Origin of the sequence: Larsenimonas rhizosphaerae (assembly GCF_023700005.1) — a bacterium.
GTDB classification, from domain to species: domain Bacteria; phylum Pseudomonadota; class Gammaproteobacteria; order Pseudomonadales; family Halomonadaceae; genus Larsenimonas; species Larsenimonas rhizosphaerae.
In genome coordinates, this window is sequence record NZ_JAMLJK010000001.1 from 1010696 (window position 1) to 1034391 (window position 23696).

At 57.0% G+C, this 23696-nt stretch carries 16 protein-coding genes and 5 tRNA genes; 17 read left to right on the forward strand and 4 right to left on the reverse strand.

From position 1 onward, the window contains the following. Positions 1-19 precede the first annotated feature (19 nt). Complete coding sequence (locus NAT21_RS04540; RefSeq protein WP_250936054.1) at positions 20-817, forward strand: undecaprenyl-diphosphate phosphatase; 798 nt, start codon at positions 20-22, stop codon at positions 815-817. Positions 818-879: 62 nt separating this feature from the next. After that, positions 880-1593 (forward strand): class I SAM-dependent methyltransferase, encoded by a 714-nt coding sequence (locus NAT21_RS04545; protein ID WP_284732716.1) that lies wholly within the window; start codon positions 880-882, stop codon positions 1591-1593. Here NAT21_RS04545 and plsB read toward each other — a convergent pair. Continuing rightward, positions 1578-4019, reverse strand: a complete 2442-nt coding sequence (plsB, locus tag NAT21_RS04550) for a glycerol-3-phosphate 1-O-acyltransferase PlsB (RefSeq protein WP_250936056.1) — start codon at positions 4017-4019, stop codon at positions 1578-1580. The genes NAT21_RS04545 and plsB overlap by 16 nt on opposite strands. A gap of 98 nt (positions 4020-4117) precedes the next feature. On the opposite strand from plsB, the gene NAT21_RS04555 reads away from it, so the two are divergent. Continuing rightward, complete coding sequence (locus tag NAT21_RS04555; RefSeq protein ID WP_250936058.1) at positions 4118-5245, forward strand: phospholipase D-like domain-containing protein; 1128 nt, start codon at positions 4118-4120, stop codon at positions 5243-5245. 6 nt (positions 5246-5251) lie between these two features. Here NAT21_RS04555 and NAT21_RS04560 read toward each other — a convergent pair whose 3' ends face one another. Then, positions 5252-5920: a YecA/YgfB family protein gene (locus NAT21_RS04560; protein WP_250936061.1), complete on the reverse strand. Its 669-nt coding sequence runs from the start codon at positions 5918-5920 to the stop codon at positions 5252-5254. 66 nt (positions 5921-5986) lie between these two features. Between NAT21_RS04560 and NAT21_RS04565 the strand changes: the two genes are divergently transcribed. The 3 genes from NAT21_RS04565 to NAT21_RS04575 all read left to right on the forward strand — a co-directional run bounded on the left by NAT21_RS04565 (position 5987) and on the right by NAT21_RS04575 (position 9575). Then, positions 5987-6535, forward strand: a complete 549-nt coding sequence (locus NAT21_RS04565) for a SprT family zinc-dependent metalloprotease (protein ID WP_250936063.1) — start codon at positions 5987-5989, stop codon at positions 6533-6535. 118 nt (positions 6536-6653) lie between these two features. After that, the gene (gene acs / locus NAT21_RS04570) at positions 6654-8603 is read left to right on the forward strand and encodes an acetate--CoA ligase (RefSeq protein ID WP_250936066.1); all 1950 of its coding nucleotides are present in this window, start codon (positions 6654-6656) and stop codon (positions 8601-8603) included. 300 nt (positions 8604-8903) lie between these two features. Next, positions 8904-9575 (forward strand): response regulator, encoded by a 672-nt coding sequence (locus tag NAT21_RS04575; RefSeq protein ID WP_250936068.1) that lies wholly within the window; start codon positions 8904-8906, stop codon positions 9573-9575. A gap of 84 nt (positions 9576-9659) precedes the next feature. Here the strand turns inward: NAT21_RS04575 and NAT21_RS04580 are convergent, their stop codons facing one another. Beyond that, positions 9660-13598, reverse strand: a complete 3939-nt coding sequence (locus tag NAT21_RS04580; protein ID WP_250936070.1) for a hybrid sensor histidine kinase/response regulator — start codon at positions 13596-13598, stop codon at positions 9660-9662. Between the two features lie 195 nt (positions 13599-13793). Between NAT21_RS04580 and ttcA the strand changes: the two genes are divergently transcribed. The 6 genes from ttcA (at position 13794) to NAT21_RS04610 (ending at position 15333) form a co-directional block, all read left to right on the forward strand. Further along, positions 13794-14747, forward strand: a complete 954-nt coding sequence (ttcA, locus tag NAT21_RS04585; RefSeq protein WP_284732658.1) for a tRNA 2-thiocytidine(32) synthetase TtcA — start codon at positions 13794-13796, stop codon at positions 14745-14747. A 97-nt stretch (positions 14748-14844) separates the two neighbouring features. Continuing rightward, positions 14845-14920, forward strand: a tRNA-Val gene (locus NAT21_RS04590). Positions 14921-14950: 30 nt separating this feature from the next. Further along, positions 14951-15027: transfer RNA gene (locus NAT21_RS04595), tRNA-Asp, on the forward strand. Between the two features lie 29 nt (positions 15028-15056). Next, positions 15057-15133, forward strand: a tRNA-Asp gene (locus NAT21_RS04600). Between the two features lie 26 nt (positions 15134-15159). Then, a tRNA-Val gene (locus tag NAT21_RS04605) sits at positions 15160-15235 on the forward strand. Between the two features lie 21 nt (positions 15236-15256). Continuing rightward, a tRNA-Asp gene (locus NAT21_RS04610) sits at positions 15257-15333 on the forward strand. Positions 15334-15498: 165 nt separating this feature from the next. Here the strand turns inward: NAT21_RS04610 and NAT21_RS04615 are convergent. Then, positions 15499-16392 (reverse strand): alpha/beta fold hydrolase, encoded by an 894-nt coding sequence (locus NAT21_RS04615; protein ID WP_250936073.1) that lies wholly within the window; start codon positions 16390-16392, stop codon positions 15499-15501. Positions 16393-16486: 94 nt separating this feature from the next. Here NAT21_RS04615 and NAT21_RS04620 point away from each other — a divergent pair, with 94 nt between their 5' ends. The 5 genes from NAT21_RS04620 to NAT21_RS04640 all read left to right on the forward strand — a co-directional run bounded on the left by NAT21_RS04620 (position 16487) and on the right by NAT21_RS04640 (position 23645). Then, positions 16487-17572 (forward strand): threonine aldolase family protein, encoded by a 1086-nt coding sequence (locus tag NAT21_RS04620; protein ID WP_250936075.1) that lies wholly within the window; start codon positions 16487-16489, stop codon positions 17570-17572. A gap of 210 nt (positions 17573-17782) precedes the next feature. Next, positions 17783-19705: a PrkA family serine protein kinase gene (locus NAT21_RS04625; RefSeq protein WP_250936077.1), complete on the forward strand. Its 1923-nt coding sequence runs from the start codon at positions 17783-17785 to the stop codon at positions 19703-19705. Positions 19706-19794: 89 nt separating this feature from the next. Continuing rightward, complete coding sequence (locus NAT21_RS04630) at positions 19795-21081, forward strand: YeaH/YhbH family protein (protein ID WP_250936078.1); 1287 nt, start codon at positions 19795-19797, stop codon at positions 21079-21081. Positions 21082-21090: 9 nt separating this feature from the next. After that, positions 21091-22653 carry a SpoVR family protein gene (locus NAT21_RS04635; RefSeq protein WP_434084387.1) on the forward strand — a complete coding sequence of 521 codons (1563 nt, stop codon included), beginning with the start codon at positions 21091-21093 and terminating at the stop codon, positions 22651-22653. A gap of 158 nt (positions 22654-22811) precedes the next feature. Next, positions 22812-23645, forward strand: coding sequence for a DNA/RNA non-specific endonuclease (locus NAT21_RS04640; protein WP_250936079.1), 834 nt, complete (start codon positions 22812-22814; stop codon positions 23643-23645). The last annotated feature ends 51 nt before the right edge of the window (positions 23646-23696 follow it).

Genomic DNA, 23696 nt, shown 5'->3' on the forward strand with positions numbered 1-23696 from the left:
TACCGTTCAAGGATCTCCAATGGAGTGGATGCACGTTATTGTCTTGTCCCTGATTCAGGGGTTTTCCGAGTTTCTGCCGATTTCATCATCGGCACACTTGATTCTTCCATCCCAGTTGTTTGGCTGGCCGGACCAGGGGCTCGCCTTTGATGTTGCCGTACATGTCGGCACCCTGCTGGCTGTCATCATTGCCTTTCGTCACGATGTCATTGCCATCCTGTCGGGCTGGTTTGCTCAGGTCTTCAAGCGACGCCCCTCCGAAGAAGCTCGCATGGGCTGGTGTGTCCTGCTGGGCACCTTGCCGGCGCTGTTCTTCGGCTTCTTCCTTGAAGGCATCATCGAAAGTTACGCGCGTTCTGCTCTGGTGATTGCCGCGACCACGATCCTGTTCGGTCTGCTGTTGTGGTGGGCAGACAAGCGTGGCCGTCGTGAGCGTGACATGCAAAGTCTGGGTCTTCGTGACGCCCTGCTGATTGGTGTAGCGCAGGCGCTGGCATTGATCCCGGGGACTTCGCGCTCGGGTATTACCATTACTGCTGCGCTGATGATGGGCTTTACACGTCAGGCGGCGGCAAGGTTCTCCTTTTTGCTGTCCATTCCGTTGATTGTGGCTGCAGGGTCGCTCAAGGGGCTGCAGCTGGTGGAATCCGGAACGGACGTGCTGTGGGGTGATATTCTGGCCGGCGTCGGTTTGTCCTTCGTGTCCGCGCTGATCTGCATCAAGCTGTTTCTGGCAGCGCTTGATCGTATCGGCATGCTGCCGTTTGTTATCTATCGTCTGATATTGGGCGCCGTGCTTCTGGTGGCCTTTCTGTGACAGTCGCTGTTGTGGACAGGGGCCCTGGCAGCAGGGCCCTGAGTCAGCACTACCGGCTGCCGATGGTTGATCAGCTGAAAGAAAAGGGGGCCGCCGATTCGGCGGCCCTCTGGCTTGATATGCTGCCCGAGGGGTTGGTGCTGGGCGGGGATGCGGCTCGTTTCGGTCATCCGCTGCGTGTTGATTTTGCCGAGGGCAAAAATGCGCATCGACGTCGTTTCGGTGGTGGGCGTGGGCAGTTGATTGCCCGGGCGTGCGGACTGAAACAGGGCCGTACGCCGTCGATCATTGATGCCACGGCGGGTCTTGGCCGAGATGCCTTTGTACTGGCTTCCCTGGGATGCACTGTACTGATGGTCGAGCGTGTGGCTGCCATTGCCGCCGTGCTGGATGATGGGCTACAGCGTGCAAGGGCTCATCCTGAGGTCGCAGAAATTGCCTCGCGTCTGTCGCTTCGCTGGGCAGATAGTGTCAGTGCGCTGGGACAAGTCGTGGACGAGACCGGTGTGCCGCCTCAGGTGGTTCATCTTGATCCGATGTTCCCTCATCGCGAAAAATCGGCCCTGGTCAAAAAGGATATGCGACTGTTTCAGGCGCTGGCCGGAGCCGACGAGGACGCCTCACAGCTGCTGCATGCTGCACTTGAGGTGGCCACTCATCGCGTTGTCGTCAAGCGGCCACGCAAGGCGCCGTCGATAGAGGGGCCAGCGCCATCACATCAGGTAGTCGGCAAGACCAGCCGCTATGATATCTACGTGCATCAGTCGCTCTCCTGAGCTTCCGGCTGAGCCAGCAGATGATGTAATCGTCGGCGCAGCGGAGCGTCAAACAGTCGCCTCCGCTGTCGCAGGGCGTCATCAAGTGCCTTACTGACCACAATGGTGTCATCGTCAGTCATGTGGATCCACTCGCCTTCGATCAGTGTGTCCAGCAGGCCGCTGAACAGGCGCTTGTCAAAGTACTCCGGAGCATTGAGCCCCTGAAGCAGCGTCAGGCGTTCGGCCAGGGCCTGGCTCTGCTGTTCAAGGGCCTGAGCGGTGTAGGTGCCCGAAGGGGAACGCAGCAGCAGTGAAACCAGAAGAAATCCACGTTCCAGGGTCGGCAGAATCATGGCGCCCAGCCAGTGAAGCTGCTCATTATCATCGGTAGCGCCACGCTCCCACCCCCGGTCAGTAGCCTTTAAAAGCCCTAGAGCCGTCATCGCCTGCAGCAGGGTCTGGCTTTCCTCGCGGTCATCTGTTTCTTCCAGAAAGAACTCGTTATCCAGTGCAGGCCACATGGTGCCTACCAGGTCATCTATCTCGTCCAGCGTGAGTTGCCTGCGGTGGCGAAAGGCAAAGGCCAGCAGCGCCGGCCGCGCAAATAGATGCAATACGTTGTTGCGGTACCAGGTCAGTAGCGGGGCACGCCCTTCGGCGACCACGATGACCGGGCCGAGGGTCTGATCGCATCGGGCAATCATGCCCAGATCAATGGCGTGATTGATCCATTCGGAGGGAGTGCCTTCTGCGCAGCGCATCTCCGGTGTCGCCGGTGCATGTGCCTGAAGTGCATTCAGCAGGGTGAGCTGCCGGGCAAGCAGATCTTCCTCAATGGCCATGTGCGACGTGCCCAGCAGGGCCAGTGCCACGAGATTGACGCCGTTGAGAGTGGCGGCGGCATTGATTCTAGTGGCCAGATCCTCTCCCAGCGCCGCTACCGCCTGTTTACGCCAGTGGTGGTCGGTACGTACCGGGTCGGGGAAATGCTGGTTCAGCCAGTCATCCAGCCGTAATGGTGCGCCAATATTGACGTGTACCTGGCCATAGGGCTCCCGCAGGCGTTTGAACACTTTCAGCACATCGAAGGGGGATTCCTTTTTCTTGTGCCCGGTCGTGAGTTCGCGCTGATAGGCACCGGATTCCAGCACCTTCTCGTAACCGATATAGATGGGCACAAATGCCATCGGACGACTGCTGTCCTTGCGCAGGAACGAGTCCAGCGTCATCGCCAGCATGCCGAGCCGGGGCGGCAGGGTGCGCCCGGTGCGCGAGCGGCCCCCTTCGATGAAGTACTCCACCGGGTAGCCCCGGCGAATCAGCTGATGCAGGTATTCGTTGAATACGGCGCCATACAGGGCATTGCCCTTGAAGCTGCGACGCACGAAGAACGCGCCCCCCTTGCGCAGTATGCTGCCGATGACCGGCATGTTCAGATTGCGTCCGGCTGCTACCTGGGGCGTGGTCAGGCCATGGTGGTACATGACATAGGACAGCAGCAGGTAATCAATGTGGCTGCGATGACAGGGGACGTAGATCAGCTCATGAGTGCCGGCCAGTTCGCGCACGCGGGAAAGACCATGTACCTTGACCCCATCGTAAAGGCGATTCCAGAGCCGTCCGAGCAACTGGTAAAGCAGCCAGAGGGTCTGAGGCGATGTATGCGAGGCGATCTCGCGCGCGTAACGTTGTGCCTGCTTTTCAACGTGAGGCAACTCGGCACCACTTTCTTCGGCCTGCGCGCTGATGGCCTGGCGCACCGAGGGCGTCATCAGCAGGCTGCGTACCAGGGTACGACGATGGGAAAGATCCGGGCCCAGTACCTGCTGACGCAGTTGCTGAAACTGGTGGCGCAGCAGGCGCACGACCCGGCGTCTGGCGTGAGAGGCGCTCGGGGCAGGGGCATTCAGCAGGGCCTTGACGTCATAGGGGGTGCCGAAGCGAACATCGATATGATGGCCGTTGAACAGCAGCGTTGTCAGTCGGCGCAGCCTGCCACTCAGCGGCCAGTGATCCGCTGTCATCAACCCCCAGAGTCCGCGCGCCTCACGTCCCGGGCGTCGACCCCAGAAAAAGGCCACCGGAACGACCATGACCGGCACATCACCCTGATGATGTTCGATGTTTTCCAGAAAGGCTTCAAAATGCGGAGAGGGCCTGTTTTGAGGTGAACGCAAGAAGGAGCGCTTCAGCTGGTGGAGCATCACGTGCCGTGGCATGTGCCCGGAGGTAGCCGGGGACGCGTCAACCGAACCAATGGCCCCCTTTCTGCAAAGAAGATGCAGTGCGAGCCGGTCGCTCAAGGCGTTATTATCAAGAACCAGAACAATGTTCGCTGTTTCGGGCAGGTTCAGTTCCGACCAGCTCGGGTCGATGGAACGAAAGCGCAGCCAGCGCGATAACAGGCTGGTCATACGGGAAAACCCGGAAAGCGATAGGGTCATGACAGGCCTCGACAGGGAATCAGGCGCGCAGTATAGCGGGTGAACACGATGCCTGATAAGGGAACATGGAAGGCTGAATAACAGAGGATGCAGTGATCATGCGAGTGCAATGGCGCGAAGATAACCAGGTAACGTTGTTACCGGGAGCAGAAAATTATTTGCCGGCACTGTTCAAGGCGATGGATGAGGCGCAGACGTCCCTGATCATCGAGTTGTATGCCGTTGAGGATGGCGAGCTGGGCGAGCGTTTCATCAGTACGCTTGAGCAGGCAAGGTCACGAGGGGTCAGGGTCTGGTTACTGGTGGACGCCTGTGGATCGTGGCCTCTTTCCAGGCAAAGTCGCCAGCGCATCAAGGAGGCCGGCGTCGAGTTTCGTGAGTTCAACCCCTTGTCCTGGCGCCATCTGGGGCGGTTTATCTCCCGTGACCACCGAAAGCTTGTCATTGTCGATGGTCGGATGGCCTTTGTCGGTGGTTTCGGCATGACCGACCTGTTCATGAATTCCTGGTTCGAGATTGCCGTCAGGGTCGAGGGGGCATGTGTCAACGACTGGATTGCCCTGAATCGTCAGGTCTGGGATTCACGCATGACCCGCGGGCCCGGGAAGGACATGGTGTCCAGAGATGAACTGGGAGCGACCGCCGACGAGGTCAGAAAGCCGGCCGGAGAAATGGAAGGGCGTGTCATCTGGGGCAAGGGATACCGTTTCCAGAAAATTCGCCGTTCCCTTCAGACACAGATTGAACGGGCCGAGAATCAGGTCTGGATCTGTACGCCCTATTTTGTACCTACGGCCAGCCTTCGACGCCGAATGATGCGTGCGGCGCGCCGTGGCGTGGATGTTCGGGTACTGGTGCCGGCCAAGAATCACGATCATCCAGGGGTATATTACGCCGGTCAGCGCTTTTATACGCGTCTGATGCGTGCCGGGGTCAGGATCTTCGAGTACCAGACCAGGTTCAGTCATGCCAAGTTCAGCATGTGCGATGACTGGTGCACCGTAGGCTCCTGCAACTTTGATCACTGGAGCCTGCAGTGGAACCTGGAGGCCAACCAGGAAGTGGATCACCCGGGCTTTGCCTCGGATATTGCCGATTTGTTCAATCACAACTTCGAGCAAAGCAAGGAAATTGATTTTGAACAGTGGAAGGCGCGTCCTACCGGGCAAAAGGTGCGTGAGTATATCTATGGCAAGCTCAATGCCATGATGACGCGCCTGAAATAAACGCGCTCAGCGCCTTTTTCGGGCTTGCCCGCCTTTTCTGCCCCGGGTCTTGCCGGGCGGTTTTCCTGCAGGGCCCGATGGTGCGGCCTTTTCAACCGGAGTGCGATACAGCAGATAAAGGTCCAGCGCCAGTTCGGGCAGCTGGTTCAGCAACTGACTGGCCTCAGCCGGTGTGGCGCCCATGGCGGCCAGATCCCTGTCCTCGTCATCAAACAGGCCGGACAGGGCCATGAAAGGCAGCAGCAGGCGGGCGGCATCTTCTTCCAGTGCGCCGAACCACTGGGCTTCATCAATGAATACACCTTCCATGAAGCCACTGCACCAGTCTGCTACCGGATGCATGCGAGGGCTTTCCTCGAACTCATCATCGAAGGGCAACTCGGGCAGCGCGCCCTGTTCAAACAGTTCGATGGCATTGTCACGAAGGGACTGACACAGGCCCAGAATGCGCGTGTGCTCCTCGTCGCTCGAGAAGGCCGGTTCGCCATCGAAGACGGTCGGTATCCATACCGTAGCGCTGACCGGTGTCAGGGCGATGGCCTGGGCGACCATGAATCCATGGATGCCATAGATGTCGAGGGCTTCCTCGCTCATGGCATCATCGTCGAGAAAGGCGTCCAGCGCCTCGAGGTCCTGGTCGTCAATGAGCGGGTGCTGCTCTGGTTGCTCGTTCATCGTTGGGGCGTTCTCGTGACGTGAAAAGGGCACTTTATCATTGATAACCGGAACCGTGGAAAACCGATGAGCGATTATCTGCAATTGCCGGATGAGCAGGCGCTTGCCCAGGCAAGCCCCGATGCACTGGCCGGCTGGCTTGGACAATGTGTGACGCGCAGTTGGCAACAGGGAGTGAGTGTCTGGCCCGGTGTGACGTGTCCGCCCTGGTGGCTTGACTTGAGAGGCCGCAGCGCCGGGCAGGCTCACTTCGGCCGGGGAGGGTTACGTTTCAACAGGGTTCTGCTGAAGGAAAATCCGGCCCTTTTTCTTTTTGATGTGGTACCGCATGAGATGGCGCACTGGTTCGTGCATGCAGTACATGAACAGGATGGGCAGCGAGTGGCTCCTCATGGTCGTCAGTGGAAACGCATGATGCAGGATGTCTTTCTTCGCGAGCCACGGGTAACGCACCATTTTGATACCACCCGTGCCAGCCCGACCCCTTATCGGTTTACCTGCCGCTGCAGTAGCCACTACCTGTCCAGAAGACGCTACCTGAACACCCAGCGCGGTGGGAGGTATCGTTGCCGGCTGTGTCAGTCGCCACTGGTATTTGCCGGCAGCCGGGTCTAGCTGTCCCGGTAATGGTCAACGAAAGTCTAATGGAGTTGGCAGCCCATGGGCGGTCTATGCTGAGCATACGTACCGCCTGTCAGGCGAACAACGATGACAATAGCAGGGAGTGGGGTCAATGACTGAACACGAAGCGCGTTATCCAGTGCCTGAGCACGCCAGTGCGCGCGCCTGGGTTGACGAGGAGACCTACCGTTCCCGATATGCGCAATCCGTGGAGGATGCCGATGCATTCTGGCTCGAAGAAGCCCGTTCGCGGTTGACCTGGTTTACTGCGCCGGAGATCGGCAGCGAGAGTCGTTATACACCGTCGGATGTACAGGTTCGCTGGTTTGCCGATGGCGAGCTGAATGCCTGCTACAACTGCATTGATCGGCACCTTGAAGACAAGGCCGACAAGGTGGCAATTTATTGGGAAGGCGATAATCCCGATGACCATCTGAGCCTGACCTTCGCCGAACTGCACGAGAAGGTATGTCGCTTTGCCAACGGACTCAAGTCCCTCGGGGTGGGCAAGGGAGATACGGTTACCCTGTACATGCCGATGATTCCCGAGGCATTGATGGGAATGCTGGCCTGCGCGCGTATTGGCGCCATTCATTCCGTGGTCTTTGGGGGGTTCTCTCCCGATGCCCTGGCCGGCCGCATTGTGGATTCCGGCTCCAGGGTTGTCATTACTGCCGATGAGTCCCTGCGTGGTGGCAAGAATATCCCGCTCAAGGAAAACGTTGATGAGGCACTGACCCGGCCCGGCACCGAGGTGGTCGAGCATGTACTGGTCGTACGTCGCACCGGAGGCAGCGTGGCGGTCAATCCCCGCGACTGCTGGTATCACGATGTGGTGGATCCCCAGTCAAGCGAGTGCCCGCCTGAGCCCATGAACGCGGAAGACCCTCTGTTCATCCTCTATACCTCCGGGTCGACCGGAACGCCCAAGGGGTTATTGCATACCACCGGAGGATATCTGCTATATGCCGCCATGACTCATCGGGACATCTTCGATGTGCATGACGATGATGTGTACTGGTGTGCCGCCGATGTCGGCTGGATTACCGGCCACTCCTACATCGTGTATGGACCCATGGCCAATGGAGCTACCTCGGTCATTTTTGAAGGCGTGCCCAGTTATCCCAGTCACGGCCGGATTGGTGAGGTCATCGACAAGTATGGTGTGACCATCCTGTATACCTCGCCGACAGCGGTGCGTTCGCTGATGGCTCAGGGCGATGACATCATGGCGTCCAGCACCCGTGAATCCCTGCGTGTACTGGGCTCGGTAGGTGAGCCGATCAATCCCGAGGCGTGGAACTGGTTTTATCGGGTCATCGGTAACAGTCGCTGCCCGATCATGGATACCTGGTGGCAGACAGAAACCGGTGGCATCATGATTACCCCTCTGCCGGGGGCGACCGAGCTGAAACCAGGCTCTGCCACGCGTCCTTTCTTCGGTATTCAGCCGGCTCTTTATGACAACGAAGGCCAGGAGCTCAGTGGTGAAGCCGAGGGTAATCTGGTCATCAAGGCCAGCTGGCCGGGTCAGGCTCGCACCATCTGGCAGAATCATGATCGGTTTGTGCAGACCTATTTCTCTACCTTCGATAACGTATATTTCACAGGTGACGGGTGTCGACGGGATGAAGACGGGTATTTCTGGATTACCGGACGTATCGACGATGTCCTGAACGTATCCGGTCATCGCATGGGAACCGCTGAAATCGAATCCTCGCTGGTCGCTCATGAGGCGGTAGCCGAAGCAGCGGTGGTTGGTTTTCCTCATGAGGTGAAGGGGCAGGGGATTTATATTTATGTCACCCTGAATGAAGGCATTCAGCCGACCGATGAGCTGCGAGCCGAACTGGTGAAATGGGTCAGGAAGGATATTGGCCCCATTGCCACGCCTGATGTCATTCAGTGGGCGCCGGGGCTGCCCAAGACACGGTCGGGCAAGATCATGCGTCGTATCCTGCGCAAGATTGCAGCAGACGAACTGGATGGTCTGGGAGATACCAGTACGCTGGCTGACCCCGGCGTTGTGGATGACCTGATCGAGCACCGCCAGAGCAAGTAGCGGGTCGGTTTTCTGCATAAGGCGCTCTCCCGAGCGCCTTTTTTGTTGTGTGCCGGTTGTGCCTGATGTATGCAAAATCAGGCATCTTCGGTGGACAGGGATGGCACGGATGGGCAAAGATGGGTATCGACTAGTGTATAAGGGCATGAGGCAACTACCAGTTGGTCATGGGCCCATCGATCTGATAAACAGCAGAACGCGAGCCGGCCTGCCAGCAGTATAAAAACGGTTACTGCAGCCGATGGTATATACAAGAAAAGCCAGACTCGCGGCATACAGGGTTTTGAGGAGAACGGACGAATGGCTTTAGCCCAGAAATTTATTGTTGCCGATGATCACCCGTTGTTTCGGGCAGCCTTGACGCAGGCACTTCGCCAGGTTGCGTCCCAGGCCGAGATTGTCGAAGCAGATACCATGGAGGCGACGGTAGAAGCAGTAACCCGTCACCCCGATGTCGATCTGATACTGCTGGACCTGCATATGCCGGGCGCACATGGCTTTTCCGGCCTGATCCAGTTGCGTGGCCAGATGCCGGATATCCCCGTGGCCGTTATCTCAGGCAGTGAGGAAGTCAGTGTTGTACGTCGTTCGATTGATTATGGTGCATCAGGATTCGTACCCAAGTCGGCTTCCCTCGATGTCATTGCACAGGCCATCCGCGAGATCCTGGAAGGTGAGGTATGGCTGCCGCCCGAAATGGCATCTTCCCTGGGGGACTCAAGCGAGGATGAAACACGGTTTGCCGAGGCCATCGCATCGCTGACACCACAGCAGTTTCGCGTGCTCAACATGCTGACCGAAGGCATGCTGAACAAGCAGATTGCCTACGACCTCAATGTTTCCGAGGCCACCATCAAGGCGCACGTAACGGCCATCCTGAGAAAGCTGGGCGTCCATTCACGGACTCAGGCCGTTATCGCTGCTCAGAAACTGGAAGTGGAACCTCCGCGGGTAGAATCCAGACATAACTAGAAAAATGGCAGTTACAGGGCCCAGTAAAAAAACCCGGTGGGAAGTTACTCTTCCCACCGGGTTTTTTTAGCTGCCGAGCCTGATTCAGCCGGCGCGGCCGGCCTGCAGTGAGCGGGTGAGCAGGGCCCGCAGTGCCGCCGGCTTGACCGGCTTGTTGAGCAGATGGCAGCCGGCTCCCTTGACCTCGGCGGCGACTTCTTCCGTACGATCTGCCGTGATGACAATGCCGGGGACATCGCTGGAAAGCTCACGCGCCAATGCGTCCAGTGCCATCAGACCGGTAATTTCATTATCCAGATGGTAGTCGGCCAGAATCGCATCCGGCGGGGTTTCCAGGTTGCGCAGTACCGACTTGGCGCCACCGATGCTGGTGGCGGTATACACTTCAATGCCCCAGCCACCGAGAATGGCCTTCATGCCTTCGAGCGTCATGGTCTCATTATCAATGCACAGTACACGTGCCCCTGCCAGCTTGTTGGCCGGTTTAGGCTTGGCCGCTTCGGTTTCGCGATAACGCTCAATGTTTTGGCCCCTTAAAAGAGGAACCTGCACCGAAAATACCGTGCCCTTGTCTACCCAGGACCGTACACGTATGGCGTGATCCAGTACCCGAGCCATTCGATCTGCAATTGACAGCCCCAGCCCCAGTCCCTTTTCGCTTTCCCGATGGCGGGACTTCTGATCCAGTCGGCGAAACTCCTGAAATATCTCTGTCTGCTTGGACTCGGGTATACCGGGACCTGTATCCCAGACTTCAATGATCAGGCTGTCACGTCGCCGCCGACAGCCCAGTAGAACCCGGCCTTCCTGGGTATAGCGCAACGCGTTTGACAGGAAGTTCTGGATAATACGACGCAGCATTTGAGGGTCACTGTCGACCATGGTGCGAGTGGGTACCACATCCAGATCAAGGCCGCGCTCTGCCGCCATGACGTCGAACTCCGCCTGTAGAGGCGCGAGAATGTCCTGGAGGGGGAAGTGGTGGCGTCTTGGCGTCAGCGCGCCGGCATCCAGCTTGGAGATATCCAGCAGGGTGCTCAGCAGCTCCTCGGCGGCCTGTAACGAGTTGTCTATGTGGGTCAGGGTATTCCGATGGTCCGTCTGCCCCTCGAACTGCTGCGACAGTGCCGATGTAAACAGGCGGGCTGCATTCAGCGGCTGCAGAAGGTCGTGGCTGGCTGCAGCCAGAAAGCGGGTCTTGGATGCATTGGCATCCTCGGCCACCTGCTTGGCATGTCGAAGGGCGCGTTCAGCCTCGGAGCGTACCTTGTTTTCCTGGCGCAGGGCTTCGTTGACCTGAGACAGCGCCTGTGTGCGCTCCTTGACGCGTTCTTCCAGGTGCTCGTTGGTTTCCTTCAAGGCAATTTCGGCCAGCCGGCGTTCGGTAATGTCCTGATACAGGGCAAAAAAGCCAAGAACACGGTGGCGATCGCCATGATGAGGTGTGTAGGTGGCCAGCATGTAGCGAGTGCCGCCTTCGTCGTCACGCATGGACAGCTCATAGGCGACACGCTCCCCGGACAGCGCACGCAGCATCCACGCCGCGCGCTCTCGCCAGTCGGCACCGGTCATGACGTCTTCAGCGCGCCGACCGATAATGGTCGCTCGCTCGATGTTCATGGCTTCTTCGTAGGCATGATTGGCAAACAGAAAGCGGCAATCCCGATCAAAGTAGGCAATCAGCGCCGGTACGTTATCGGTATAGATCCGAATATTGTTCTCGGAGCGAATCAGCGCTTCTTCGGTGCGCTTTTGCTGGGTAATGTCCTGGTAGGTATAAACAAACCCTCCGCCGGCCATCGGGTTGCCGTGCACGTCAAGCACTGTTCCATCCTGGCGATACCGCTGATAGTGATGCGGCTGACCGGTGCGAATGTTGTCGAGCAGCAGTTTGACGTGCTCTTCAGGGTCACCCGGCCCGTATTCATTATGTTCGGCGTTGTAGCGAAAGACCTGATCAATGGGCGCGCCTACTCGTATCAGATTATCCGGAAAGGCAAACAGCTCGACATAGCGATGATTCCACACCACCAGTCGCATGCGATGATCGACCACCATCACGCCCTGATGAAAGTTTTCGATGGCGGCCTGGAGCAGTGCACGGTTGAACTCGAGAACCTGCGAAGCCTCGTCGACAATGGAGACGACATCCGAGATGGCAATTTCACGCCCGGACAGCGCCGAGTTGACGACGATACGCGCCGATGAGGAGCCTATTGCCGAGGAAAGAAGGCGCTCGCTGAACTGAATCATGTCGATGGAGGCGCGATCATTGTTGCTCAGTGGGGGATGGCGGCGGTGATAGTCACGGAAGGTGCGATCGACCTGATCATCGCTTAAAAAGCGCTTACACAGGGCTTTCAGATCCCCGATGGTGGTTGTGCCCTGCCAGGGGCGGTTGACCGAGGCGTAGGGGTGCCCTGAGCTGTCCACGAACTGCGAAGCCTGGATGCGATCCACTACGCGCTCGCTGGTGGACTGGGAGAAGAAGATATAACAGAACAGGTTGACTACCAGCGACAGCATGACGCCCTGGGTCAACGGGTCACCAACGGAGAGGCCGAACAGATCATTGGGCGCCAGAAATCGCAGGCCGAAGGGGCCCTGTTCCAGAAAACCGTCCGGTACCAGGTTTGCACGGGCCAGCGCTGGCAGCAGCAGAGTATATGACCAGATGGCGATGCCGGCTCCCAGCCCTACCGATGCGCCATAACGGTTGCCCTTTTTCCAGTAAAGACCGCCGATCAGGGCCGGTGCGAGCTGGGCCAGCGCGGAAAGTGACAGCATGCCTACGCTTGAAAGCGTGCTGAATTCGGCCACGATTCGGTAGAAACCGTATGCGAGGGCAAGAATGAGCAGAATGATCAATCGGCGGGTACGCAATACCCATTTGGCGTAATCGCCGTGATGGGTGTCGAACCAGTGAAACTTCAACAGTACCGGAATCAGTACTTCATTGGAGAGCATGATGGCCAGGGTGATGCTGGCCATGATCACCATGCCGCTGGCGGCGGCAAAGCCACCGATATAAGTCAGCATGGTCAGAGTGTCGTTGCCCAGTGCCATCGGCAGTAACAGCACAAAGCTGTCGGGGTCCGCGCCGGCAGGCAGCATGGAAATACCGGCGGTGGCCAGTGGGAGTACGAAAAAGCCGGCCAGCGCCAGGTAAAGGGGAAACATCCAGCGTGCGTGGTGGCTGTCATCCGGGTGGGTGTTTTCAACGACAGTGACGTGAAACTGTCGTGGAACACAGAACATCGCGAGCATCGCGAGCAGGGTCTGAGTCCAGAAACCATGCGTCACGCCCTGTTCGTTGATGGCCTTGATCTGCAGGAACGTGCTGGCACGGTGGGAGAGATCTCCCAGGCCATCAAAGGCCCCCCACGTGATGACCGCACCCAGTATTAAAAAGGCTGCCAGCTTGACGACCGATTCAAAGGCAATGGCCTGAATCAGTCCTTCATGGTGCTCGGTAGCATCGGTGTGGCGAGTGCCGAACAGGATGGCAAACAGGGCCATCAGAATGGCGATGTAGAAGGCACTGTCGCCCAGCAGGGGGGAGTGGGTGATATCGGCATTGTCGGTCAGCAGGGTCAGGCTCGAGGACATGGCCTTGAGCTGAAGGGCGATATAAGGCAGCGTGCCGATCAATACCACCATGCTGGCAAACGCGGCCAGCTCCTGCGATTTGCCGTAACGTGCGGCGATAAAATCGGCAATGGAGGTAACGTTCTGCCGTTTGGCCACCCGTATCATTTTGGCCAGAATGGGCCAGAACAGCAAAAAGGTCAGGATCGGCCCGATAAAGATACTAGCATAGGACCAGCCCTGGGTCGTGGCCTGGCCGACACTGCCGTAAAAGGTCCAGGACGTGCAATACACGGCCAGCGCCAGGCTATAGACAATCGGCCGACGCTTGGCAGCGCCCTGAAGCCTGGCCCGACGATCCCCACGCCAGGCAATGCCGAATAACGTGGCTATGTATAAAAGCGACGCTGCAATCAACCACCACCCCTGGAACATGCCTACCTCCTTGGTTCAGAAGGCTCATTCTAGAGGTATTGAGGCTCATGTCACTGGCTTTGCCGGATCACCTCATGCAGGGCAGGGGGACGCCGGTGCTGTCTCGCCATCGTTTTGAGCCGATGGTAGTATGGTGTGCTTTCCCGGGCCTTTCGCCCCCTTTCTGCCTTTTCCCCCGACGATTCTCTGATTCCCATGAATGATTTCTACAAGGCATCGGACAGTACGCTGTTTGTTGATGCCACTGCACCGACGCAAGCCAGTGATGTATCCGAGCCTTCGGGCGCACAGGCATCATCGGAAGACATGCGCAAAAAGCGTGAATTCAACAAGCTTCAAAAGCGTCTGCGCCGGTTGACCGGTAACGCCATCATTGATTACGGCATGATCAATGAAGGTGACCGCGTCATGGTCTGTCTCTCCGGCGGCAAGGACTCTTATACGATGCTGTCGATTCTGATGAATCTGCAGCGCAATGCGCCGGTCAACTTTGAGCTGGTAGCGGTCAATATGGACCAGAAGCAGCCCGGTTTTCCCGAGCATGTATTGCCCGAGTATCTGGAGACGCTTGGCATCGAATACCATATCGTCGAGCGCGATACCTATTCGATCGTCAAGGAGAAGGTGCCGGAGGGCAAGACAACCTGTGCCCTGTGTTCGCGTTTGCGGCGAGGGACGCTTTATGGCTTCGCTGAAGAGATCGGGGCGACCAAGGTAGCTCTGGGGCATCATCGCGATGACATTCTGGAAACGTTGTTTCTCAACATGTTCTACAGCGGTTCGCTCAAGGCCATGCCTCCCAAGCTGCTGGCCGATGACGGGCGTAACATGGTGATTCGTCCGCTGGCCTATTGCAGTGAAGCTGACATTCAGCAGTATTCCGATGCGATGGCATTTCCGATCATTCCCTGCAACCTGTGTGGCTCCCAGGAAAACCTGCAGCGCCAGAATATCAAGGAAATGCTGGGGGAGTGGAAGCGACGTCATCCCGGGCGAATCGAATCCATGTTCAAGGCAGTGACCAATGTGGCACCAAGCCAGTTGGCGGACCGGTCACTGTTCGATTTTCAGGGGCTTGAAGCACGTCAATCCGAGATGACCCGCAACCGTATCGATACGGTCAGCCTGACCGAGGCCGATGACGAGTAGCGGTATACGGGGCTGGTGAAAAAAGTTTTATAAAAGATGGCGCTAGGTGATTGACTCGCCTCAAAAAGGCTGTAGAATGCAGCGCCACATGACCCGCGGGTGGTTAGCTCAGTTGGAAGAGCACCAGCCTTACAAGCTGGGGGTCACTGGTTCGAGCCCAGTACCACCCACCAATGTTTTTGAAGGTCATGAGATTTCAATGCGGACCGGTAGTTCAGTTGGTTAGAATGCCGGCCTGTCACGCCGGAGGTCGCGGGTTCGAGTCCCGTCCGGTCCGCCACTTGAAATTGAATTGCAAGACGCTGTTGCGGACCGGTAGTTCAGTTGGTTAGAATGCCGGCCTGTCACGCCGGAGGTCGCGGGTTCGAGTCCCGTCCGGTCCGCCATAACAGTGACTGTAGTAACTGAAGCGGGGTGGTTAGCTCAGTTGGAAGAGCACCAGCCTTACAAGCTGGGGGTCACTGGTTCGAGCCCAGTACCACCCACCACTTCAGAGCATTTTCGAATGCGGACCGGTAGTTCAGTTGGTTAGAATGCCGGCCTGTCACGCCGGAGGTCGCGGGTTCGAGTCCCGTCCGGTCCGCCACTTCGAGTTTGAATGACCTCCCTCCCGTACTTATTCTTTATATTCATCATCCCTGTTGCTTATCGGCTGTTCTGGCCGAAGATATCCATTATATTTGCCCCGTGGTCATGTAAGGCCCTGTCGCGCCCCTCGGGCTGATGATGCTCCAACTGTACGCGTATTCACTTATACCTCATCAAGCCACTGCAATATCCGCGGGTAGACCTCGTGATGGGCATCTGGATGCAATAGCATTTCCCGGGTTGTATAGGCTCTGGCAAGTCCGCTTCCGGGGCCCAGCATGGCAAATTCTCCCTGATGTGGTCCGCACTCATCGCGAAAGCCGGCAACATCTGCTGGGTGGCCATTGGCCTTTTCTGCCTCCCCCGCGACGTGCAGGGTGGGCGGCATTCCGCCTCTGATCAGAGCGCGTCGATAGTCAAAGCCATCATCATCCAGCCAGTCGGTGCGGCGTATCCATGCGTAATGCTGTTGGTGCTGGAGAGCAGGCAACGCTTCATCGATCGAGTTGGGGTATCCGGCGGGCATGTAGCCTTTTAACATCCGTCTGAACCGGGCACTGGGACCCCATTGCCGGGTCAGCATGTGACGGCTTTCAGTGGTGTCGGTGGTGATTGTGCGGCGGCTGCCCAGAAATATCTGACTCAGGACGCATTTTCGCAGTTCGGGAAAGCGTGCCATGCAGGAGGCTGTCAGCACGCCCCCCCAGCCATGTGCGAGCACATGTGTCTTCTTGCGAGAGCTCAGCCTTGACCAGCCCTCCAGGGCCGCCGGAATATCCTCGGTAATGATGCGGCTGAGGGTCAGGGTATTGCGCCGTGATGAGTGAGGCGTGCTGTGCCCCTGACCACGCTGATCCATGACGGCAACGTCAAATCCCTGTTCGGCCAGCCAGGGAGCGAGTCCGGGAGCGCCCTGGTCCACTTCCTCGAAGAGGTGGCCAAGACTACGCATGTCAGGCCACATCAGCAGGGCGCCACGCGCCTGAACGTGCCTTGCATGATGCCAGGTCAGGTGAAGCGTGCCTTCCGGCATCGTGAGAATGTGCTGGCTGATCATGGTGCTTGAGTCTTTCCCGTGAATGCGATGTGATAAGGCAATTGGTCTGACACAAGGGCCATTGTTGCATCCCTCTTACTGCGAAGGACATACCATGTCGACGTCTGTCACCCGGTCGGTAGAGAGCATTCAAAAGATGCCCGAGCCGCGTTTTCTTGCCAGTGATAATACTTCGGGAATTTGTCCTGAAGCGCTCGCCTGGTTCCTGAAGGCCAACGAGCAGGATGATCTGGCCTATGGCAATGATGAGTGGACTCATCGTGCCGCAGACCAGTTTCGAACCCTGTTCGATACGGATTGCGATGTGTTTTTTGCATTCAACGGAACAGCGGCCAATTCCCTGTCTCTGGCGGCCCTGTGTCAGTCATATCACAGTGTAATCTGTCATGAGCTGGCCCACATCGAAACCGATGAGTGTGGTGGTCCCGAATTCTTTTCCAATGGCTCCAAGCTGTTGAGCGTGCCAGGCATCAACGGCAAGTTGACGCCCGAGGGGATCCGTGAAGTTGTGACGCGACGCAACGATATTCACTACCCGCGCCCGCGTGTCATTTCCCTGACGCAATCCACCGAAGTAGGAACGGTCTATTCGCTGAATGAGCTCCGGGCAATACGGGAAGTGGCTCGAGAATTCGATCTTCGCATTCATATGGATGGCGCGCGTTTTGCCAATGCCTGTGCGTCCCTTGGCGTGACTCCGGCAGAGTTGACCTGGCAGTCCGGTGTGGACGTACTGTGTTTTTCCGGCACCAAGAATGGCCTGGCCCTGGGAGAGGCGATCCTGTTTTTCGATCATCGACTTTCCGAGGATTTTGCTTATCGCTGCAAGCAGGCAGGTCAGCTGGCGTCCAAGATGCGCTACATCTCGGCCCCCTGGCTTGGTCTGCTTGAAAATGATGTATGGCTTTCCAATGCCGCCCACGCCAATGCCATGGCGACTCGACTGGCCGAGGGGGTGAAAGGGCTCTCCGGCGTCGATCTGATGTTCCCCGTGCAGGCGAATGCGGTCTTTATTGAGCTGCCTGACGAGGTGCAGGGGCGGCTCAGGGAGCAGGGCTGGAGTTTTTACACCTTCATTGGAAAAGGCGGTGTTCGTTTCGTCTGTTCCTGGAATACTTCCGCAGCTCTTGTGGATCGATTGATTGATGATATTCGTAACGCCTTGAAAACACGGGTATGACGCGCCCTTGATCCAAACGCCCCGGCCTTGTGTGCCGGGGCTTTTTTTATGGGACACATGGAAGCTGAATCTTTTTCATCTTCCCGTGCGCCGGTTTGGCGTTAAGTTGAGTCTACGCTCATAAAAACAATTACCTGGCGCAATGGTCAGTTCGACCATTCATTTTCCCAGTGCAAGCCACGTTTCCGGCATCGCCCCAGGAGGCTCCCCATGAGTATCTTCGATCATGTCCAGCACCGTTATCAGCGGACTCGTCAGGAAGAGATGAGTCTTCAGGAATATCTCGAGTTGTGCCGTACTGATCCGAAAGCCTACGCATCGGCCTCCGAGCGTATGCTTGAGGCCATCGGTGAGCCTCGAACGATCGACACTGCCAAGGATCCCGCGCTATCGCGAATCTTCTCCAACAAGATCATTCGGCGCTATCCCGCCTTCGAGGAGTTCTATGGCATGGAGGATGCCATCGAGCAGATGGTGTCCTATTTCCGCCATGCCGCTCAGGGGCTTGAGGAGCGCAAGCAGGTGCTTTACCTGCTGGGGCCGGTGGGCGGTGGCAAATCATCGCTGGCCGAGCGTCTGAAGGCCCTGATCGAGCAGATTCCCTTTTATGCCGTCAAGGACTCGCCGGTGTATGAGTCTCCGCTGGGGCTATTTTCGGCGGAGGAGGACGGCGAGGTGCTCGAGAAGGAGTACGGCATTCCAAAGCGTTATATGCGTTCGGTCATGTCACCCTGGGCTGCGAAAAGGCTCAAGGAATATGGCGGGGATATTTCGAAGTTCCGGGTCGTCAAGCTTTATCCGTCTCGCCTGAATCAGGTGGCCGTTTCGAAAACCGAGCCGGGGGATGACAATAATCAGGATATCTCGGCGCTGGTCGGCAAGGTGGATATTCGCAAGCTCGAGATGTACTCCCAGGATGATCCGGATGCCTACAGTTTTTCTGGCGGATTGTGCAAGGCCAATCAGGGGCTGATGGAATTTGTCGAGATGTTCAAGGCGCCCCTCAAGGTGCTCCATCCCTTGCTGACGGCCACACAGGAAGGCAATTACAACCCGACCGAAGGGATGGGGGCCATCCCCTTTGATGGGGTGTTGCTGGCACACTCGAATGAATCCGAGTGGCAGCAGTTCAGAAACAATCGCAACAACGAGGCATTTCTCGATCGGGTGTATATCGTCAAGGTGCCGTACTCTCTGCGCGTATCCGAGGAAATGAAAATCTACGAGAAACTGCTGGAGCATTCTTCACTGGATGAATCTCCCTGTGCGCCGGATACGCTTCGCATGCTGGCTCAGTTTTCGGTGTTGTCTCGTTTGAAGGAGCCTGAAAACTCCAGTATCTACTCCAAGATGCGCATCTATGATGGCGAAAATCTCAAGGATACCGACCCGAGGGCCAAGTCGATTCAGGAGTATCGGGACAATGCTGGCGTGGATGAGGGCATGAGCGGTCTATCCACCCGGTTTGCCTTCAAGATTCTGTCGCGTGTTTTCAACTTTGACAGCACTGAAGTGGCGGCCAATCCAGTACATCTGTTGTATGTACTGGAGCAGAGCATCGAGCAGGAGCAGTTGCCCAGAGACGTTCATGATCGTTATCTGCGCTTTATCAAGGAGTTTCTGGCTCCGAGATATGTCGAGTTCATCGGCAAGGAAATCCAGACTGCCTATCTGGAATCCTACAGTGAATATGGGCAGAACATCTTTGATCGGTATGTCACCTATGCCGATTTCTGGATTCAGGATCAGGAGTATCGTGATCCTGAAACCGGGGAGCTGTTTGACCGCCAGTCATTGAATGATGAGCTCGAGAAGATCGAGAAGCCGGCCGGTATTTCCAATCCCAAGGATTTTCGTCATGAAGTGGTCAATTTCGTGCTGCGTGCGCGGGCGCAGCACAATGGCCACAACCCAAGCTGGCAGTCATATGAAAAGCTCAAGGGGGTCATCGAGCACAAGATGTTTGCCAATACCGAGGAACTGTTGCCGGTGATTTCCTTCAATGCCAAGGCATCGTCTTCCGATGCCAGAAAGCATGAGGATTTCGTGAATCGCATGCAGGCGCGAGGTTATACCGAGAAGCAGGTACGGCTGTTGTCCGAGTGGTATCTGCGGGTGCGTAAATCCCAGTAATCCGGAGATGCGATCCGATGTTCCTGACTGCTGCCACTTCGCAGTGGCAGCACTATCAGCAGCCATGAGCTGGCTGTCAGGGAGTGGCCATGAGTTATTTTATCGACCGCCGTGCCAATGGGCGTCACAAGAGTGCAATCAACCGACAGCGGTTTCTTCAACGCTATCGCAAGCATATCAAGCGTGCGGTAGAGGACTCCGTCAATCAGCGCTCGATTACCGATATGAAGCGCGGCGAAAAGATCACCATTCCGGACCGGGATATTTCCGAGCCGGTATTTCGCCACGGTCGCGGTGGAGAGAATACGGTTGTAAGTCCGGGAAATCGCGAGTTCACCGAGGGGGACCGGATTCGGCGTCCGAGCGGGGGTGGTAGCGGTGGTGATGGCAGTGGTGAGGGGGCGGCCTCCAATCAGGGAGACGGCGTCGACGAATTTGCCTTTACCCTGACGCAGGAGGAATTTCTCGATTTTGTCTTCGATGGGCTGGAGTTGCCTCATCTGGAGCGCAAGCAGCTGGTGGATATTGATGAAGTGCGCCCCGTGCGGGCGGGTATCTCGCGAGACGGTATTCCGGCGCGCATGAACGTGGTGCGGTCCATGCGCGAGGCCTATGCACGACGTATTGCCATGCGTGCCCCGCTCAAGCGTGCCTTGAAGGAAGCAGAAGCGTTACTGGAGCTGGAGCGCGAGAAGGATCCGGTGCTCAGGAATCCGGCGCGCATCGCCGAGCTTGAGGAGGAGATTCAGCGACTGGAAAAGCGTATCGCCGGGGTGCCTTATATCGACACCTACGACCTGCGTTACAACAACATGGCCAACCAGCCGATGCCGTCCAACAAGGCGGTCATGTTTTGTGTCATGGATGTCTCCGGGTCGATGACGCAGGCGCACAAGGACATTGCCAAGCGATTTTTTCTGCTGTTGTATCTGTTTCTGGAGCGAAACTATGAGCGGATCGAGCTGGTGTTCATCCGTCACCACACGGCGGCGAAGGAGGTCGATGAGCAGGAGTTCTTCTACTCGCGCGAGACCGGCGGCACGATTGTGTCCAGTGCCCTCAATCTGCTGGATGAAGTGATCGAGGCACGTTATCCGCCAGGCCAGTGGAACCTTTATGTGGCACAGGCCAGTGATGGTGATAACTGGGATGATGATTCGACCACCTGTCGTCAGCTGCTGACTGACAGACTGATGCAGCGACTTCAGTACTTTGCCTATGTAGAGATCACTCCGCATGCCCATCAGGCGCTATGGGACGAATATAAAAAGGTTGAAGACGCCTTTCCTGGCCGATTTGCGATGGAGCAGATCGTCGAGGCCGGAGATATCTATTCCGTTTTCAGAGAGCTGTTTCGTCATCGCGAAGCGGTCTAGGGAGGAGCCATGGTCGAGTCCACTGCCGATCGTCGGGATGTTGAGGGAATGGGGTCCGACTGGACCTTTGACACGCTGAACCATTTTGAGCAGGCCATCGCCCGCATTGCCGCGGAATACCGCCTGGATACCTACCCCAATCAGATCGAGGTCATTACCTCTGAGCAAATGATGGACGCCTATGCCAGCGTCGGTATGCCGGTGGGGTATCACCACTGGTCCTTCGGCAAACAGTTTCTGTCCGTGGAGCAGGCCTATCGCCGGGGGCGGATGGGGCTGGCATATGAGCTGGTCATCAATTCCAATCCCTGCATTGCCTACCTGATGGAAGAAAATACGCTCATGATGCAGATTCTGGTCATGGCGCATGCCTGTTATGGGCACAATTCCTTTTTCAAGGGCAATTACCTGTTTCGTACCTGGACCGATGCCACGGCCATCGTGGATTACCTGGTCTTTGCCAGGCGCTACGTCAGTCAGTGCGAGGAAAAGTATGGTGTGGACGCCGTAGAGCAACTGCTGGATGCCTGTCATGCCCTGCAGAACCATGGTGTGGACCGGTACAAGCGGCCATCGCCCATCTCTGCCGGAGATGAAATCAAGCGTCAGGAAGAGCGGGAAACCTATCTTCAGGCGCAGGTTAATGCGCTGTGGACCACCATCCCTCATTCGGCGCACGGAGAGAGCCATTGTCCAGTGGGTGAGGGCGGTTCGCTGTCACCTGAGGGAGAGTTTCAGTTTCCATCGGAGCCTCAGGAAAACCTGCTGTACTTCATCGAGAAGAATGCGCCGCTGCTGGCCCCCTGGCAGCGTGAGGTGGTGCGTATCGTGCGCAAGATGGCACAGTACTTCTATCCGCAGCGCCAGACTCAGGTCATGAATGAAGGCTGGGCAACCTTTTGGCACTACACCATCATGAATCGGCTCTACGATGATGGTCTGATCGGCGAGGGCATCATCCTCGAGTTTCTTCAGTCCCATACTTCGGTGGTGGCGCAGCCGGCATTTGACAGTCCTTATTACAACGGCATCAATCCCTATGCGCTGGGGTTTGCAATGTTTACCGACATCAAGCGGATCTGTGAAGCGCCGACCGATGAGGATCGCTACTGGTTTCCGGAAATGGCCGGCAGTGACTGGCTGGATACCTTTCATTTTGCCATGGCCAATTTCAAGGACGAGTCCTTTGTACAGCAGTTTCTGTCCCCCAGGGTCATTCGTGAGCTGAAGCTGTTTGCCATTCTGGATGATGATCAGGACGAAATGATCGAGGTGGCGGCCATTCATGATGATCGCGGCTATCGCCGGGTAAGAGAGGCACTGTCTGCCCAGTACTCATTAAGCCAGCGTGAGCCGAATATTCAGGTCTGGCAGGCGGATGTGCGTGGGGATCGGTCGCTGACCCTTCGTCATCAGGTGCACAAGCGTCGCCCACTGGATCATTCGGTGTACCCGGTGCTTCGCTATCTTCATCAGCTGTGGGGCTTTACCGTCAAGCTTGATTCCATGGAGGACGATGAGGTGGTGCACCGTTATCAGTGGCCGCTGGCAGAAGAGGCCGGGTCGTCCTGATCATGACGCAGCTTTTTCAGGGCAGCATGGGCTGCCTTTTTTTATTGGCATACAGTCTGCGTGCACCAGGAGTGCATTTGCGCGTTGGCATTTGTGCGCCGACTCCCTAGAATCCGCGGTGATTTCACGGTGAGGTAGTGGGTGTGGCCAGACTAATCATGCAGTTGTTTCGGATGGGTGGTATTGGGATTGTCTTTGCGCTGGTGCTGGGAGGGTTATGGTTCTTTCAGGCGCGTGATCGTTGGGATGCCTTGAGCTGGGAAGGCATGCCGCACGCTCAGGTGTGGTACGACTGGCATACGCTTAATCGGCCATTGACCAATCATGGCTATCTGGTGGGCTGGTCAGACCTGCGAGGCAATCCATTGTGGGTGACTTATCGGCTGCACAGGGTTAAAAATCCTGACAGCGACCCGCGTCCAAGGGGGTTTCGCAGTGACTGGCGATCACTATGGCCAATCGATAGCGACGACTATACCCGTTCCGGGTATGACCGGGGGCATATGGCACCGAACTATGCGATGTCAGTGGTGCATGGGCGCCAGGCCCAGCTGGATACCTTTTTGATGACGAATGTATCGCCTCAGCGCCCTGATCTTAATCGCAAGGCGTGGCAACGACTGGAAGAGGTGGTGATCGATCATTTTGTACGCCGGTTTGGCACGGTATGGGTCACGACCGGCCCGATTTTCGACAGTCGTATTACACGAATGGCGTCGCTGATCGAGGTGCCCGATGCATTTTACAAGATTTTGATTGTGCCGGGCTCGGTAGGTAATCCACCAAAGGCGCTGGCCTTTATTCTGCCTCAGACTGTCAAGGGAAATGAGCCTCTGGACCGCTTTGTTGTATCGATTGATGAAGTGGAGCGTCGTACCGGTCTGGACTTCTTCAGTGATTTGCCGGACGCCATCGAAGTGCCGCTGGAAGGGAGTGTCAATCCTGGGCCCTGGCACCTGGATAGTGTCGCGAGAACGCCTTCTCGTTATTGATCATCCCGGCATGTGCGCTGTGCAGTGGCCGAGTACCGGATCTGTGCGGCG

Bases quoted from the DNA above. Each gene is read 5' to 3' on its own strand.
- plsB (WP_250936056.1), bottom strand. From the start codon at position 4,019: ATGACCCTATCGCTTTCCGGGTTTTCCCGTATGACCAGCCTGTTATCG.
- NAT21_RS04635 (WP_434084387.1), top strand. From the start codon at position 21,091: ATGGTCGAGTCCACTGCCGATCGTCGGGATGTTGAGGGAATGGGGTCC.
- NAT21_RS04620 (WP_250936075.1), top strand. From the start codon at position 16,487: ATGTCGACGTCTGTCACCCGGTCGGTAGAGAGCATTCAAAAGATGCCC.
- NAT21_RS04625 (WP_250936077.1), top strand. From the start codon at position 17,783: ATGAGTATCTTCGATCATGTCCAGCACCGTTATCAGCGGACTCGTCAG.
- acs (WP_250936066.1), top strand. From the start codon at position 6,654: ATGACTGAACACGAAGCGCGTTATCCAGTGCCTGAGCACGCCAGTGCG.
- ttcA (WP_284732658.1), top strand. From the start codon at position 13,794: ATGAATGATTTCTACAAGGCATCGGACAGTACGCTGTTTGTTGATGCC.
- NAT21_RS04640 (WP_250936079.1), top strand. From the start codon at position 22,812: ATGCAGTTGTTTCGGATGGGTGGTATTGGGATTGTCTTTGCGCTGGTG.
- NAT21_RS04580 (WP_250936070.1), bottom strand. From the start codon at position 13,598: ATGTTCCAGGGGTGGTGGTTGATTGCAGCGTCGCTTTTATACATAGCC.
- NAT21_RS04555 (WP_250936058.1), top strand. From the start codon at position 4,118: ATGCGAGTGCAATGGCGCGAAGATAACCAGGTAACGTTGTTACCGGGA.
- NAT21_RS04565 (WP_250936063.1), top strand. From the start codon at position 5,987: ATGAGCGATTATCTGCAATTGCCGGATGAGCAGGCGCTTGCCCAGGCA.
- NAT21_RS04615 (WP_250936073.1), bottom strand. From the start codon at position 16,392: ATGATCAGCCAGCACATTCTCACGATGCCGGAAGGCACGCTTCACCTG.
- NAT21_RS04545 (WP_284732716.1), top strand. From the start codon at position 880: ATGGTTGATCAGCTGAAAGAAAAGGGGGCCGCCGATTCGGCGGCCCTC.
- NAT21_RS04540 (WP_250936054.1), top strand. From the start codon at position 20: ATGGAGTGGATGCACGTTATTGTCTTGTCCCTGATTCAGGGGTTTTCC.
- NAT21_RS04575 (WP_250936068.1), top strand. From the start codon at position 8,904: ATGGCTTTAGCCCAGAAATTTATTGTTGCCGATGATCACCCGTTGTTT.
- NAT21_RS04560 (WP_250936061.1), bottom strand. From the start codon at position 5,920: ATGAACGAGCAACCAGAGCAGCACCCGCTCATTGACGACCAGGACCTC.
- NAT21_RS04630 (WP_250936078.1), top strand. From the start codon at position 19,795: ATGAGTTATTTTATCGACCGCCGTGCCAATGGGCGTCACAAGAGTGCA.